Below are 15,276 nucleotides of genomic sequence, written 5' to 3' on the forward strand. Positions count from 1 at the left end.
GAGCGGTGTGGAACGCTTGAACGCTGCCCAAGCGTCGGCCACCACGCCGGTACGGCCTGCAGTGGTTTCAGTCGTCATCGGTCATGCCCTCGGTGAAGAGATCCTTTTGCGCGGCCAGATCCACCATCTTCAGGCACAGCGGCGTGAGCTGCTGGAGTGTTTGACGGTAGGTATCGAGGCTGGCCTGCAGCATCTTGATGGTCTGGCGGGCCTGTTTCAGCTCGGCCGAGGCGGTGACGCCAATCTGTGCGGCCTGGATTAGTGCGCCGGACGCGGTTTTCTTGCCAGTCAACTCCTGGAAGCTGGCAATGTCAGCTTCGGATAAGTCACGGATTGTCAGTGCCATCGGCGCCCTCGTTGTTCAATCATTTCGGCTACCTGCGTTGGTGGCCATCGAGAAGGATGATTGCATTCCATTTGCTTGAATGCAATCATTTTTGTGCTAATTCGTGAAGCCAGTAATCGAAATGCAATCATGCTTCGCGAAGCTGATCCCTTGCAGCTCTGTTCTTGTATGCGGCAGTTCAGAATCCTCCCTCCCACCCCGAAAGCCTTTTCCTGCCCTGGCTGGGCCCAGTCTGCGCGTTTCTTCGTTGCGCTGGTGGTCGCCCTGGGGGCACAGGTGAGCCAGGGTGGCGGCAGTGTAATAACAGTGTTATTTGAATGTTATCTGTTATCTGTTATAATATCGTTATCGTAACAGATACCAGATAACGAAGGAGTGTAATCAGCATGGCCATTGTCTCGTTTGAATCCGTTGCGCAAGCCGCGCAGGCCCTGGTCGAGGCCGGCGAAAAACCTTCCGTTCGCAAGGTGATCGAGCGCCTGGGTGGGGGCTCTCCGAATGCGGTACTTCCTTTGCTCAACGAATGGAAGGCTGGTCGGCCCCTGATACGGGCCTCGGACATTCAACTGGATCCCCGTATTGCTGCGCTCATTGCTGAGCAGGTCAGCACTGCCAGTACTGCGGCGGCGCAGGCCGCGGAGGATCGCGCCGCCGATGTCCAGGCTGACGCCGAGGCGGTAGCTGAGGCTGGCCGCGCTGCTGAGGCTCGGGCCGATGATCTGGAACAGGCCCTAGAGCAGGCTCGCAGCGAAAACGACAGCCAGGCCCGAGCCCTAGACGCGCTGCAGGCCGAGCGGGTGCGGGATGCCCAGGTCGCGCAGGAAAAGCTGGACACCCTGACCGCTCAGCTCTTGGGCGAGCGTCAGCGTGCTGATCAGGCTGTGCAAACGGTGGCCAAGGATGAAGTCCGCCTGGAGGCTGCTCTCGCCCAGGTGGGCGAGCTGAGGGCCCGCATCGAGGCTCTGCAGGCTGTAGAGGCGAAACTTCATGCCAGCGAACAGCGTGCGGCCGTGGCAGAGGCTCGGCTGTCAGACGAGCGTGCTCATGGTGAGGATCTTGCGCAGCGCCTAGCTGGCGCCGAGCAGCGTGTTGAAGCTCTGCAGACGAGTGTGGAACAGTTGAGGATCAGTGAGCAGACCGCGCGGGCAGAGCTATCCAGTGCGCAGCGCGAGGCTGCCCAGGCCATGGAACAGACCAAAGAGTCGCGGGGGGAAGCCAAAGAGGCCCGCGCCGAGCTACGCGAAGTCCGTCTGGCCCTGGACAAGGCGCTGGCCCAACCGAAGTCGGCCCAGCCGAAGAAGAAGGTCGAGTAGTCTCCGGGTTGATCGGGGGCGCGCTTAGTGGAATACTAGGGCCATCGAAGCGACTGACCGGATGAGATTGAGCGCTTCCCAGCGGCGAAAGCCGTACTCGCGCAAGGCGAGTCGAAAGTGGTGTCCGGATAGCTCTACGAACGAAGGCGCCCTGGGCGCCTTTTTTCGTTTATGGGCCTGCCCGAGGGCTGCACCTGGAGCTCGTCGCCGGCCTGGCCGGCGACGAGGCGACCACCCGGGCCTGTACGTCAAAATACACAAACAACCTGATGCTGTTGCAGCTGGTGGACGTGGGCCACCGTGACGGCCGGCGCCTTATCAGCCCCTGCCCTCATGGCGACCAGCAGCAAATTACGATCCGGCATTGTCATTCCTCATTCATCGTTTCGTGGCCACCGGCTTTCCGGTGTAGACCTTTCCGCACAGCAGAACGAAGCCCATCTTGCCCAGGATGTTCGGGCCACCCCGTGCGGGATCCTCGGGGTAAGCGCTTTCAACGACCATGCCCAGGTCATAGGCCCGATCATGCGAGCGCCGTAGCTCAAAGAAGACGTGATAAGGGCCTGCAGGATTAGTCACCGTCATCGAGTAGACCCAGTTCCGCCGTTCCGCTGTTTGCCACACCTGGATTCTCGGATGAGCCAGGCCCTGGACGATGGCGGGCAACTGGTGCGAGAGGTCATACCTGATGTGGCAGAAGCTGCGTTGTCGCTGGCCGGCATCGAGCAGCACCGGAAGGCCTGCAGGATGTGCCGTAGCGTCATATTCGCTGGTGAAGCAATGGTTGCTGAAGCGAACGCCAACGCGCAGCGTCTTCTTGGCCATGTCGCTTTGCACCTGAAGCGTCAGCGGATCCAGGTGAGTCAGGTCATAGGTCAGGCCGTTGGCGGTTATCGGCGGGAAGTACGGCATGGCTCGCCCTTCTGATGGCATTTCTTCGACCAGGCGCGCGCGATCGAGCACAAAAATGATTGCATTCTACGATGCCCCCAGCTTCGCTATTGCTGCGTTCAGCGTCGGACGGGTGACGCCGAAATGGCCGGCGACCTCGGCTTTTGTGATGCTGGGATCCGATAGCATGGCCAGCGCCTTTTGAGCATCCTTGTTGCTCAGCTTTGGTCGGCGTCCACCTTGTCGACCTCGAGCACGGGCTGCTGAGAGCCCTGCTCTTGTGCGCTCTTGAATCAGGCTTCTTTCAAACTCGGCCAGGGCGGCGAAGATGTGGAACACCAGGCGTCCGCCTGTACTGGTGGTGTCCAGAGACTCGGTGATCGAGCGAAAGCCAACTCCGTTCTCCTGCAGGTCGGAGATTATGGCCACCAGCTCCTTCAGGCTTCGACCGAGGCGGTCGAGCCGCCATACAACGAGCGTGTCCCCGCCGCGCAGCGCGTCCAGGCATCGATCCAGCTCTGGCCGTAGGTTTCCTGCGGCGCCCCCTGCCTTCTCTTCATAGATCCGCTCGCAGCCGGCCGCCCGCAGTGCGTCCAACTGGAGGGATGTAGCCTGATCGGTTGTAGAGACACGCGCGTAGCCGATCAGCATGGATAGCTCCTTGAGCGTAATGGAAAGAAAAGGTACGTTTACTTACGTTTGAATTTTATACGTCTTTCTTTCGCTCGCGGTAGCGGTTAAGCGGCCTTGGCCTGGATCCCTTGAGCGTGGAAAACAAACGATGGTTTCTTTTACGGGGACATATGATGAGGTGCATTGTGATTATCGCCGCGTTGGCTACGCAACTAGCCGGCTGTGCGAAAGCGGAATCGAATACCGCCGCCCAATTGGTAGATGAGGCCAGGGCCATTTATGAGGGGCGGACGAAAGGCAAGCCGGGCAAATTTCCGGGTACTTTCATTCTTGGCCGGGAGGACGTGGGGCTGTGCATCGAACAGCTAGAGGTTGCTCAGGCAAAGCTAAAGCAGGTGAAAGCGCAGTACCCGAAGACTGTGGACGCTACATCCAGCGAGACACAGAACTTAGATGAGGCAGTTGCCAGCCAACTCGGTACCTGCAGGAGAATCAAGCAGCAACAGGGATGGTAAGCATGAGTGATAGTAGAGAAAATGGCGTATTTAGAGGATCGGTATTGATCGGCCCGGCTCTTTCGGTTGGCTAGCGAAGTCTGCCAAGCGAAAGAGCCGGGGGGCGCCGCCAGGCAAAAGAAAGGGGCTATTGCTAGCCCCTTTTTTCGTGCTCCAGAGATTACCTAGGTTTATAGCTCGTATTGTGTCCAAGTGCCGTTCTGCAAAGCAATTTCAGCAGCTTGTTGTGTATCGAAATACTCCCTCGACTCCCGAGAACAAGGCAAGCCATCCTCACAGACAGTACCGATATAATAACCGGCACGGCTGTAAAGGATCTGCAGGGGTAGTGTCAGTTCACAATGAACACGAGCTAGTTCGCCGTGTTGGGTGTGCAGAGATGCCATATTAACTCCAGTTATTAGAGAAGATTAAGCAGCCAAGACAACCTGACGACCTAGAACGGTATTCCCGGATATTCATCAATGTCCTGCCATTCACACCCGTCAATTTGTTCACGACGAGGCGGGTTCGGCTGGAATGCGGTTATGACCTGGCGTATTTTCCCAGAGTAACCTTTCTCTGCCGCGAGCTGTTGTGCCTGTTCCAGGGTGGGCATGCTATAGCAAACACCATATTCACCTTCGCGCGGATCGATAAACTGATAAGCTTCAGTGCGTTCCATTATGGAACTCCTTATAAGTTGATGGTGAGCAGATATGCAGCCGAGTGCTCTAACGCTGCGGGTTAGAATATAGCAGATAATTTTCTTGCTGGCATAAAAAAAAACGAGATAGCCGAAGCTATCTCGTTTGTGCCCAATCTAGATCAGTGCAGACCGAGAGTGGACATTTTGTAATGCTCTTCTGCAATACGACAAGCTTCAACTAGAAGCAGGCCGGTAGGAGCATAGTACTTGAATACCCGAGTAATGCCGTTGATAGTGCGGCATACATACAGGAACTGCTTGTCGGAAAAAGCCTCGACTTTTTCGGATTTTATGGAGCCATCACTTTGAACTTTCTGGTGAATCTGGGCATGACCAAAAGGTTTGGCGCCAAGATAGGTTAGGTATGCAATTGCATACGGCTCATGAGTCTCTGCAACAGCAGACTCAATACCAGGAGCAAAGTCGTAGATGGAGTCAAACGATTGGAAGTTTAGGTGAATACCAGACATGGTTTTTCCTTATAACGATTAGTGGTAGAGCATTTCAGTCAGCCATGTGCTCTAAACGCTGACGGAACAATCCTAGCGTATGAAAGGGCTATATGCCAGTGCTTATAAGGGGTGCAGCGTGGCGGCCCGCACAAAAAGAAGGCCGCGCGTGGCGGCCATTTGATGGCATTTTGTGTGCTGCAGCTGGATGCCGGATAAGATAATACAAACACTCCGACCGCTGGTCGCGCGCAGGCTTGGCCTGCGCTTCCAGGGCTTGCGTTCAGGCTTACGCGGGGCTGCGTACTTCAAACTTCGGTAAATCGCTTGGTATCGCGCTCCAGTTGTTCGCGCAATTCCTATTTATCCGTTGCTCAATTATCTTTTTATTTTTGGCGAAGTATAGTCGGGTGTATTATTTTTTTCGGGATAACTTTGTTGGCATCCTGATTTATAGCCCGAACAACTGAAGAAGCTCCAGCCGCCATCCCCCTCTTTAACACGATGTATCAACGGTTTGTTGCATGACTTGCATTCAAACTCAGTTAGTTCTGGTGCACGGGATTTCCCAGGCGTACCGTTATTATCTTCAGCTGCATAGTCACAGCCGTCACCGTCTGGACTGAATCCGCTGCATCCCCACCACGGAGAATCCTTTTTCTTTTGAGGAGTATTGAGCATCAAACCACGCCCGCATTGCGGGCATGGGTGGGCTACAGGGTTATTCTTTTGATAATTGGCGATTTCACTAGCAAGTTTTCCATGCACATTACTTACGAGGGATTTGAATGTTGTTCTGCCTTCCGCTATCGCTTCAAGTTGCTCTTCAGCAACTCTGGTAAATTCATATTCAAGGAATTTGAATTTACCTTTGGTAGCCTTGATTAAGCGTACTGCTCGATGGGTTGGCTTGAGTGGCCCTGGAACTCTCTTGTTCAGCTTTTCCACGTAGCCCCTGGTTTCAATAATGTATTCAATGATTCCAGCATAAGTTGATGGACGCCCAATGCCACGCTTCTCCAGCTCATCGACCAATGATACTTCCGTGAATCGTGGTGGGGCCGTGGTCGTCGACTCAGTTACTTCACCGCTGTCTATGTCCAGCTGATCCCCTGACTTCAGATCCGGTACCGGGTTGCTGGCTTCGCTGGCTTCGTCTGCCGCAGCTTTCTCGGGATCCTCGGCGGCGTCCTGGGCGACCAGGCTTTTCCAGCCGGCGAATGCCAACTTCTTGCCTCTGGCCTGAAGGGTGATGACCTTACCGTCGATTTTATCGACGCCTTCCAGGACAGCAGTTCGCACGTCGAACCGCGCGTCTTGAAGTTGGCTGCAGATGGTTCTTTGCCAGATCAAGTGGTAGAGCTTGCGCTGTTCTTCGGTTTCTCCGGTCTCAGTAACGTCCATCCTGCAAGGCCGTATGCACTCATGTGCGGCCTGGGCATTGCCTTTAGCCTTGAACTTGCGAGGAGTCTCGGAAAGCGGCAAGCCGTTGGCTCGGGCGTAGTCGGCGATGCCCTTCAGAGCATCATTTGAGAGGTTCGGGCTATCCGTGCGCATGTAGGTGATTGCGCCTTGCTCATACAGCTTTTGGGCGGCGTTCATGGTCTCCTTCGGCCCTAAGCCACAAGCGTTGCCTGCGGCCTTCTGCAGGGTTGAGGTAATGAAGGGAGCCGGTGGGCTGCTCTTGCTTTCGGTCGCCTCGCACGATACGACGCGAACTTGCTTGAGCTGGGCTACCTGTTCTGCGAATGCCCTGTCCGTCCAGTATTCTTCCCCGCTCTGGAGCAGGGGCTTGGTCTGCCACTTGGCCTTCCAAACCCCGAAGGACAGCGATGCTCCGTAGAACGCAATGGGAACGTGGCATGTAATGGCCTCTTCTCTTTCCACTACGAGACGAACCGCTACGGATTGAACGCGACCGGCTGAAAAGCTGCGGTCGCCAAGGTGCTCAGCAACAACTGGGCTTACCATATAGCCGACCTGCCGGTCGAGGCAGCGGCGGGCTTCCTGCGCGGCGACCTTAGCGAGATCGATGCTGCCAGGGCTTTCCAGTGCGTCTTTCACGGCGGTCTTGGTTATCTCGGTAAAAGTGATTCGCTTGGGGCTTTGCAGGCCGAGCGCCTGCTGGATATGCCAAGCGATGGCCTCCCCTTCTCGGTCATCATCTGTAGCTAGATAGATGGTGTTACATTCACTGGCCAGGCGCTTGAGTCGACTAACAACTTCTTTCCCACGCTCAGTTAATACGTATTCGGGGCGGAAGTCTGGCGGGAGAACGCCCATCCTGTTTTCTGGAAGGTCACGAATATGGCCGACGCTTGCGGCTACTTTATAGCCAGCACCTAAATACCCTTCGATTGTTTTAACCTTGCCAGGAGACTCAACAATAATAAGATCAGTCATCCGAAACTCCGAGTGGCAAATATAACTCGACGCCCGCCGTCAACTTTGAGTGAGAGACTTACGCTGCTGGTGGTACCGTTTAACGATCAAGTTCAGTTCGTGCATTGCTTTGCGCAATGGTTTTGCGTACTTATCTTCGCGCTTCTTATATTCGCTCTTCGTAATAGCGCCGCGATAGTGAAGCTCTTTAAGGGTTGCGGTTATTTGATCGGCCAAGACAAATAGTCGAATGAAGCTGTTGACGAGCGGAGTTCCCCTGCCCTTCTCAATTTTTAACTCGTATGCCGTGCTTTCTGGCAGCACAACATCAACCGCTTTAATCAGCGGATCATTGAGTTCTTGGTTAACCTCTACCAAGCTCGTTTTCAGCTGCTCTTCGACTTCCTTGATTTGCTTGGCCAGTTCGGGCCGCAATTTCTCTGCGAGGGCCTGGGCAATGCGAAACCCTGGCTTCGGATTGCTGGCAAACGCTTCAAGGGAGAACAAGTTTTCAGCAACACGGCGACCGCAGATTCTCTTGTCCTCGGGGCGTGGCGCGAAGTAACTAGTATCCCAGAGAATAATTAGGTAGAGGTCATGTACCCTAACCCGTACATCGTACTCTTGTTGCTGTTCCATGCTGCTCATTCGCTACTACCTTTGCAGAGGTTTTGAAGTTGCATAACAGTTTCGGCAGCCAACTCCATCACCTGTTTGTTCAAGAATGCGAGTTCATACCGATAAGCTAGTGCTGGTTCCCCGAGGTCATCTTTTGAAAACTCAAGGGTTATAACAGACGCACTTCCTTTATACTTTTTTATTATTTCTGACGCCAACTTAATGGCATCTTTTGTCGCACTATCCAGGCACCACCGAACAATTAGAGCCAGACGTTGACTTGGCTCTAATTGCGGATCGTGCCCCGCAGCAATAGCGCATTGCCATTCGTTAAACAGTTCAGCCCCGGTTGCGGGATCCTCGGTTGGATTGCCTGGGCAGAGATAATCACACCAAAGAACGCGGTACATGGTGCGCCCCATGAAATCGAATGGCTCGAAATCGTCCGGCAATGCCAGGCGCACCAGTGGCATTACTCGCCCTCCCGCTCGGCTAGGCTTAGGCTATTGATCTTAGCCTGTAGGCGTTCGGCCAGCTCGGCAGGGGCCATGCCTTCGGCGGCCTCAACATCAAGCAGCACCGCCAGAGCTGTGGCGGCCTCGATCCCCACGGAGAGAGCGATGCTGTTAGCCGCGGCGCCTGGGTTTTGGTCGCCCTGCCCGCCTTCGTCGGCTTTCTGTCCTGCCCCGGACTTGGGCTCTTTCGGCGGCTTTGGCTCTTTCGGCATCACGGCCTTAAGCGCAGACGGGAACGACTCACCCTTGTCGAGCACGCGCTTGGCCAGCTTGGGAAGCAAGCTGTCCGGCAATTTCTTCAGGTCATAAATCAGGTTCACGTCTTGGACGTATCCCTTCCTCACGAATACCTGAGCATCTTCCGAGAGCTTGAAGACACTCATAACCTTGCTCAACTGCGACTTGTTGCGCAGGCCGTGGGCAACAAGTACCTGCTCGGTACTAAGTCCGAACTCTTCTACGTCCTTACGAATCGAGTTGGCTTGCTGCCACAGAGTCAGGTCGCTACGGAGGGCGTTGGAGGTGACGTGCTCTATCCGCGCTTCAATATCGTCGCCGGCGCGAATGAGACACGGAACTTCGGCGAGGCCGGCGAGCCTGGCAGCACGCCAGCGGTTTTCGCCGTCAATAATTTCGTTGAGCTGGTCATCCCCTTCGGGGCGTACCTTGATGGGATCGCGCACTCCGAATTTCTTACCGCCACCAATGTCAAGGCTCATGGAAGCAGCCAGGGACCCGATGTATTCGCGCGCTTCCGCAGTCTCGAAATGCTCATCACCGCGGTCTTGATCAGAATTCGGACGCAGCTTCTCAATCGGGATCATCACTACAAGCGCGGTTTCATCGGTCGGTGCGGCTGGAATGCTCGCCACCGCAGGCGGCGTGCTACCCAGGAAATCGTCAAGATTTGGCTTTGGCTTCATCAGTTCAGTACCTCGTTGTACAGGGATTGCATTTCTTCAATAGCCTTTTGATCGTCGCCCAACTCTTCAATGGTGGCGCCGGACTTGATAGCGCGACGGAACCCTACGCGCTCGCAGATACATGTATCCAGCAGCTCCAGCCCTTCATTGATGAGGAATTCACGCATTTGCGCCGCTTCGGTTGTCTTTGTGCGTGGATCGACACGGGAAAGCAGCACGCGAACTTTTAAATCTTGATTGAAGTCCTTGGCGATACCGATGAGCTCCTGCAGGTCAGTCATCGAGGAAGCATCAAAGGCGCTAGCACCAATCGGGACGATAGCCAGATCGGCAAGAAGTAGCGCCGAGCGTAGGCCGGGGTTGTCCCGACCGCCTACGTCAATGATGGTAGTTTGATAGTTAGCGCTCAAAAGGCGACCTTCATCCAGGATTGCGCGGTCGCGAAGGATGATTGTTGTGGGGTTCGGCTCCCGGCCGGCATCACGTCGCCATGCGGCCCAGGAGGCGGCGTTGGGTTGGGTGTCGCCATCAATTAGAAGAGTCAGCCCGCGCTTCGCACTTTCGCCGGCCAGGTGTACGGCGGTGGTTGTCTTGGACACGCCGCCTTTGATGTTTGCAACTGCAATTCGCGCCATATCAAATGCCCTCCAGGTCATCAAGTTCGGACAGGTCTACACGCGATTCTCGCTTAGGCTGATCCGATGTGGATTTTTGCTGTTGTCGCGGTTGTTCATCAGCCAGGATGCCGGCTATAGCAGCCGTAATTGCTGCCTCTTCATCGGCGCTTAGCTTGCCCTTGGCGGCCTTTCTCGTCCTGCTTTGCTCTTTGCTGCTTTCGCCGTTTTGTTCAGCGAGCGGATTTGAGTCGTAGTCGTTGAACGGATCTACCGCTTTCGTAAGTGTGTTGCCGGCTTCAAGGGAGGCAAAGGGGTCAGCCTCAGCGTTATCCAGTGCGGCAAATGGATCAGCCTCAGGAGTGTTAAATTCATCGCTTACTGATGCAGCGAATGGATCCTCAAAGGGATCCGCGATGGCTCCTTCTGTTGCGCTTGCTGGGGGGGCCGGCTTAGTCGGCTTGATGGCGGCGAGTGCTGCGCCGCGATTCGGCATACCTCGCATTTCCTTAACCGGGACCCAGCAGGTGTAAAGAAGAGTTGCGAGGGTATTGGGGCGGATAAGCGCGCCCACACGCGGAGGGAGGGAGAGTAGCTGGTTGACTGGAATCAGCTGCTCTTCCGCTTGTCCAACTGATCTTTCGGCGCTCCACTCTTCAGCGCCCCCTCTGTTGGTTTCCACTTTCTCCAGCTTGGTTACGCTCTTCTGTACGGTGCCGGTTTGCAGCGAAACCCATTCCGCCGTTTCGTCATCATTTGCGCGATAGCTGATCGTCACCTGGGTGTTTGTTTCGATACCAGTTTTGATCGACTCTGCGTTGAGGGATTTGTCAGGAAGATTCAGCAAGTCTTTAACAGACTGGTAAGCAAGCCCTATGCTGATACCCTTGGACAGAACGGTTGCTAAGGCATCAGCCATAGTGTCAGAGACAACGAAGCGACATTCATCAACGATAAGCAAAACATGCTTCGGTAGGGGGTGCCGCAATGCGACCTGGACGACTTCATCTAAAAGTGCAACGGTTCCCTTACGAACAACGGTGTCTTTCATGTGGGAACGAACGTAGACCACTTGGCTGCTATGAAGCGCGCTGGCTACATCAAAGGACTGTTCTTTGGTCGCGCAAAGCGATTCAAGTTGACTGAATTCGCTGGCGTTAGATTTGATGCTGCCGCAGTTTTCGCGGATCCAGTTGCGCTTAGCGTCACTTATTTCAGGGTGTTTTCCTTCGAGTAGTTTTTTTAGGTTGTTAAGCGTGCCGTCCCATAGGGGCATCAGAAAGTCCAGAATCTCCCGCTCTATGCGTTTATAGAAGTCTGCTGTTTGCCCCGTATCGGCCATTGTGAATGCCTTAACAACGCGCTCCCTGCGTTCGCGCATGGTGCCATTGACGAACGGAGCATAGAAGCCATCACCAACCCCGTTAAAGTCCAAAACGAGCGGGGCAGGTCGGCCATTATCTTCGCAGCTTTCCCGCATAATATCGTAAATGAAGTCGTCCGGTTTCAGGTCAACGAACCATGCCCCCCACCCTTTCTTGATTGCCTGATCCAGAAGGACGCCAAGATTCACGCCTTTACCAGTTTGTGAAGGGCCAATGATCTTTAGATGATTTTTTTTAAATATTTCGTCATCCATATGGACTGGTTGACCCGCTCCATCCAGGCCGAGAAACATCATTCCATCCCGGTAGTAGTCGCGAGGGTTGAAGTCCTTAGCTTTGATCTTTGAAACCTCAACGCGAATATCTGAAAGCGCATCGCCGGTTTGACGAACCCGGAATTTTCGTGTCCACGAAGAGATGGCAGGGCGCAGCCAGCGCAGCACGATTGTCCGGACGAGAACGGGCAATAGGAAAACAACAATCAGCGACCACCACATATCTGATGCGGCTGTTTTGAGTTCGGCAATCCACAGGCTCATGTAGTTGGTCGCGGCTGTCCAATCCTGGCTGAAAGATACGTAAGCGAGCAGATAAAGCGCCGCTGCCGTCAGCGGGAATAGCATGGCTAGAAGAATAACCATTGCGCGCCGAAACCAGATTAGGAACAGCTCAAGCGCTGTTGTTTCCTTGGTTTCCCGAACGGCTCCAGTAATGCTTAGAACCAGCAGGACGCCTAAAAGGAGCGACATTACTGCTGCAATGCCGGGGTTGGTATTCAATAAAATCAGCCGTAGAAATTCCATTCCGCTATCTCACTTAAGGAGTTTCCGAATCGGAAACTCACTTAGTCACCAAAGGGAGTTTCCGATTCGGAAACTCGGGTCGACTTAGGCGAAGGCATTTCCTTTGCCTGCTGGGAGTCGGCATATTTCCGATTCGGAAACTCGAAATCAAGCCCCCAATGCTTGAGTCGTGACACGGCTCTCGCATTTCAAATCAATCGCTCTCTAGCCTTTCCTTTGAATTTATGCGCATATATATGCTCATATGTATGCGCATAATACTATTGCTTTTCTAATCTTTATGCAATAGGCTAAACAATAGAAAAGCAATACAAAGGCAATATGACTAGGCTTAGAAAATGGGCGAATCTTTTGCTAGGCAAAAAGCCAAAAGCCGCCACCCCAGCGGGGGTGTCGTGGGCGCCCTTGAGGGCCCCCATAGCCTTGCGGGGGAGCGCCCCGCAAGGCTCTTAAGGGTTTTTGCTCGCATGCGAGCAAAAACCCTCTTTTGCTGCCTGCGCCCTGGACGGGCTTGTCATCAAAATTCACCCGCGCGCCCGTCCGGCAAAGCCGGACCGCCCCGCTTCGTGGCGTTCCACAACGCATCGCTGCGGTCGTACCTCCCTTGCTCTGCTGTTCCACGCCCGAACCAGGGCGGTCCGGTTTCACCGGACGGGCGCGCGGCTTCTGCCGTCCGCATGCTTCGCACCTTTTCTTCGCCCTGGACGGGCTCCGAAAAGGCAGACCGGGAAAATCGCGTGGGCGCGATTATTCCCTTGCCCGCCGCGTGGGCGCGGCGGGCATCTGTGCGGATAGCTTTTTATCGTGCTTCTTTACGCGCAAGCGCGTATCGAAGCACGATGTGCAGCCTTCGTCGTTCCGCCGAAGGCTGCCAACACCTTTTGGGTGTTGGCGGCGGCCTGCTGGCCGCTAAAAGCAGCCACCTCATTTTAATCGGTGGCGGCGCCGCTTTCGGCGCCTGCTCCCCTTCGGGAGCAAGAGCTGGTCGGTTTGTCTCGGCCCATTTCCTCGCTCCTTCTCGCATAGCCATTGCCCGGCCTTCGGCGGGTTTGGCTTGCTCGGCGTTGCTTGAAATGTCCGGACGTCACCGACGTCGATTCACCCTGCGCGCACTTCGTCCTCGCCCAGCCTGCGGCGGGCTGGACTTGCTTGCTCCGGGGAATCGACAAATCGTCGCTTGCGATACCGATTTTTTGTTTAAGCATTTGCATTGCTGCAAGCTGGCCGTTCTCCGCCCTTCGGCGGACTCGGCTTGCTTGCAGCAATGCTGTTAGCCAAGGAGATTGCATTGCAGGTAGATCAGAAAGAAGGGAAGCCCGTGTCCCTCTGGACACGGGGCGAGGCGATAAACCGGAGCAAAGAGAAAATGGAGGCTGTTATTCGATGGCTGGCATGGTTTGACTACGCTGATCGGGAAACTCTGGCCGCCATGCTTGGCGTCGATGCGAATGGGCAAAGCGCATTCTTTGCACGCCTAGAGAACTCGGGTTTCGTGCAGATAGAAATTGCGCCCGGCATACGCAGGCGAATTTACGGCCTGGGAGATTCTGGTTATCAGTACGCCTTAATGCTCCTTCCTGAACTTGAATTGAAACGTCGCCGGCGTTTGCCAGCGTGGGTGTCGCTCATACATTCGTTTTCTGTTCAGGCTGCAATCATCCGGCGTATGCCGGAGATTGCAGCTATTCGGCCAGAGAAGACACTGAAACATCTGCGGGCTGTGCGGCTGCCTGACGCGATCCTTACGCTGAGGAATGGACACACAGTTGCTATCGAAATAGAGTTGAACCACAAGTCGAACTCGCGCGTATTCAACATTTTCCTGTCTCACTTAAAGAACATCCGTTCGGAGCATTACGAGCGAGTTCTGTACATTTTTCCGGGTGAAACGCTTTGCCGCTTGTACCGTGAAAAATTCGATTTACCTGTCTGGCCCATATATCGAATGCGCGAAGGAAGCACTCGGCTTGTTCTCGAAACAAGTCGGAACTTCGATGCAGTGCAGGTACATCAGTCGAGGATGTTCACTTTTATTGTTGAGGAGCTTTATTCGCTATGAGCATGGTAGAAACGGCAGTAGGACTGGTGCCAGAGAGTGATAGCCAAGGCTGGGAGCTTTTACTGCATTACTTCAATCCAGTGATGAAATTCTTCCTTGATGAGACGGTTACTGAAATCATGGTGAACCGCTACGACGAAGTTTGGATTGAACGCAATGGCCATCTTGAACGTGTCGATGCCACGTTCGGGACTGAGCTTGCCCTTCAAGAGTTCATCTATCAGGTAGGGAACCGGCTCAACCAATTGGTGGATGACGACAATCCGATTCTGGACGCACGCTTCCCTGATGGCTCTCGCCTCTGCTGCACGCTGCCGGCGGTTACGCCTAGTGGATCTACGATGACTCTGCGCTGTAAGCCGCGTCAATCATATACATTCGCAGATCTGGTCCGCTTCGGTGCGTTGACGCAGGAAATGGTGAACTACATCAGAGGACGGGTTCAGGCCGGAGACACCATACTTGTGTCTGGCAACACGGGCTCAGGGAAAACGACTGTCTTGCGAGCGTGCGCGGCGTTTATTGACAAGCGTGAGCGTGTCATCAGCGCAGAAGACACGATGGAGCTTCACTTGAAGCAGATGCTGCCAGGAGCGGTAGAGCATGAAGCGCCTAAGCGCCGCGCGAAAGAGGGTGTGCAACCGATCACGCTAGCATCGCTCATTAAACTGATGCTACGTGAACGGCCGGATCGCGCCTGGGTTGGTGAGATTCGTGATGCGGCCGCGGCTGATGCATTCCTACAGCTAAGCAATACCGGTCATACGGGCGGGGCCAGTAGTCTTCATGCGAATGGGCCTGCAGATGCCGTTCGACGTATCCAGTACATGATCGCTTCTGCTGGCCTTGTCAGCTACGAGTTGGCGGGGCACCAGGTGCTGGGCGGCGTCCAGCTTCTGATCCACTGTGCGCGTAGTTACAAATGGGGTCGAAAAGTCACTCATATCTGTCGGATTGAAGACGAAAATATCATTCCAATGTTTCTCTTCGACGAAACCGAGTTGAAGCATATCCGCCTCGGTTAGAGCGTCCCTTCGGGGGACCAGGGCGGCGCCCTGGACGGCAGACCGAACACCAAGGGGCGCTGCCCCTTGTAAACCCCGCTCTTGCCCGCGAGGCGTCGGGGGCAGGGGGGAAGAGCA

Annotated in this window: 16 protein-coding genes; 4 read left to right on the forward strand and 12 right to left on the reverse strand. The window is 54.8% G+C overall.

Annotated elements, in window-relative coordinates:
• Positions 1-67: 67 nt before the first annotated feature.
• On the reverse strand, positions 68-346 hold the full coding sequence (locus OGL92_RS21290; protein ID WP_263147690.1) for a hypothetical protein: 279 nt from the start codon (positions 344-346) through the stop codon (positions 68-70).
• 386 nt (positions 347-732) lie between these two features.
• Here OGL92_RS21290 and OGL92_RS21295 point away from each other — a divergent pair, with 386 nt between their 5' ends.
• Positions 733-1,659, forward strand: coding sequence for a DNA-binding protein (locus OGL92_RS21295; RefSeq protein WP_263147691.1), 927 nt, complete (start codon positions 733-735; stop codon positions 1,657-1,659).
• 378 nt (positions 1,660-2,037) lie between these two features.
• Here OGL92_RS21295 and OGL92_RS21300 read toward each other — a convergent pair whose 3' ends face one another.
• The gene (locus OGL92_RS21300; protein ID WP_263147693.1) at positions 2,038-2,571 is read right to left on the reverse strand and encodes a hypothetical protein; all 534 of its coding nucleotides are present in this window, start codon (positions 2,569-2,571) and stop codon (positions 2,038-2,040) included.
• A 66-nt stretch (positions 2,572-2,637) separates the two neighbouring features.
• A complete protein-coding gene (locus OGL92_RS21305) occupies positions 2,638-3,201 on the reverse strand; it encodes a recombinase family protein (protein ID WP_263147696.1) in 564 nt (187 codons plus the stop codon).
• A 116-nt stretch (positions 3,202-3,317) separates the two neighbouring features.
• Between OGL92_RS21305 and OGL92_RS21310 the strand changes: the two genes are divergently transcribed.
• Positions 3,318-3,698 carry a hypothetical protein gene (locus OGL92_RS21310; RefSeq protein ID WP_263147698.1) on the forward strand — a complete coding sequence of 127 codons (381 nt, stop codon included), beginning with the start codon at positions 3,318-3,320 and terminating at the stop codon, positions 3,696-3,698.
• Between the two features lie 170 nt (positions 3,699-3,868).
• On the opposite strand, the gene OGL92_RS21315 is transcribed toward OGL92_RS21310, so the two are convergent.
• From OGL92_RS21315 to OGL92_RS21355, 9 genes are all read right to left on the reverse strand, one after another.
• Positions 3,869-4,084, reverse strand: a complete 216-nt coding sequence (locus OGL92_RS21315) for a hypothetical protein (RefSeq protein ID WP_263147701.1) — start codon at positions 4,082-4,084, stop codon at positions 3,869-3,871.
• 50 nt (positions 4,085-4,134) lie between these two features.
• A complete protein-coding gene (locus tag OGL92_RS21320) occupies positions 4,135-4,362 on the reverse strand; it encodes a hypothetical protein (RefSeq protein WP_263147703.1) in 228 nt (75 codons plus the stop codon).
• Between the two features lie 143 nt (positions 4,363-4,505).
• Positions 4,506-4,856: a hypothetical protein gene (locus OGL92_RS21325; protein WP_263147706.1), complete on the reverse strand. Its 351-nt coding sequence runs from the start codon at positions 4,854-4,856 to the stop codon at positions 4,506-4,508.
• A 357-nt stretch (positions 4,857-5,213) separates the two neighbouring features.
• Positions 5,214-7,238 carry a type I DNA topoisomerase gene (topA, locus tag OGL92_RS21330; protein WP_263147709.1) on the reverse strand — a complete coding sequence of 675 codons (2,025 nt, stop codon included), beginning with the start codon at positions 7,236-7,238 and terminating at the stop codon, positions 5,214-5,216.
• A gap of 39 nt (positions 7,239-7,277) precedes the next feature.
• Positions 7,278-7,865, reverse strand: coding sequence for a TIGR03761 family integrating conjugative element protein (locus tag OGL92_RS21335; protein ID WP_263147711.1), 588 nt, complete (start codon positions 7,863-7,865; stop codon positions 7,278-7,280).
• Positions 7,862-8,308: a hypothetical protein gene (locus OGL92_RS21340; RefSeq protein ID WP_263147712.1), complete on the reverse strand. Its 447-nt coding sequence runs from the start codon at positions 8,306-8,308 to the stop codon at positions 7,862-7,864. Before OGL92_RS21340 ends, OGL92_RS21335 begins: the two co-directional genes overlap by 4 nt.
• Positions 8,308-9,273 (reverse strand): ParB N-terminal domain-containing protein, encoded by a 966-nt coding sequence (locus OGL92_RS21345; RefSeq protein ID WP_263147714.1) that lies wholly within the window; start codon positions 9,271-9,273, stop codon positions 8,308-8,310. Before OGL92_RS21345 ends, OGL92_RS21340 begins: the two co-directional genes overlap by 1 nt.
• Positions 9,273-9,908 carry a ParA family protein gene (locus OGL92_RS21350; RefSeq protein ID WP_263147718.1) on the reverse strand — a complete coding sequence of 212 codons (636 nt, stop codon included), beginning with the start codon at positions 9,906-9,908 and terminating at the stop codon, positions 9,273-9,275. The genes OGL92_RS21345 and OGL92_RS21350 overlap by 1 nt, the downstream gene beginning before the upstream one ends.
• Before the next feature lies 1 nt (position 9,909).
• Positions 9,910-12,075: a TraM recognition domain-containing protein gene (locus tag OGL92_RS21355; RefSeq protein WP_263147721.1), complete on the reverse strand. Its 2,166-nt coding sequence runs from the start codon at positions 12,073-12,075 to the stop codon at positions 9,910-9,912.
• A gap of 1,252 nt (positions 12,076-13,327) precedes the next feature.
• Here OGL92_RS21355 and OGL92_RS21360 point away from each other — a divergent pair.
• Both OGL92_RS21360 and OGL92_RS21365 read left to right on the forward strand, forming a co-directional pair.
• Entirely contained in the window at positions 13,328-14,134 is an 807-nt protein-coding gene (locus OGL92_RS21360; RefSeq protein ID WP_263147724.1) for a hypothetical protein, read from the forward strand.
• Entirely contained in the window at positions 14,131-15,159 is a 1,029-nt protein-coding gene (locus OGL92_RS21365; protein ID WP_263147727.1) for an ATPase, T2SS/T4P/T4SS family, read from the forward strand. The genes OGL92_RS21360 and OGL92_RS21365 overlap by 4 nt, the downstream gene beginning before the upstream one ends.
• The last annotated feature ends 117 nt before the right edge of the window (positions 15,160-15,276 follow it).

It is taken from the genome of Pseudomonas sp. RIT-PI-AD, assembly GCF_025642785.1.
GTDB lineage: Bacteria > Pseudomonadota > Gammaproteobacteria > Pseudomonadales > Pseudomonadaceae > Pseudomonas_T.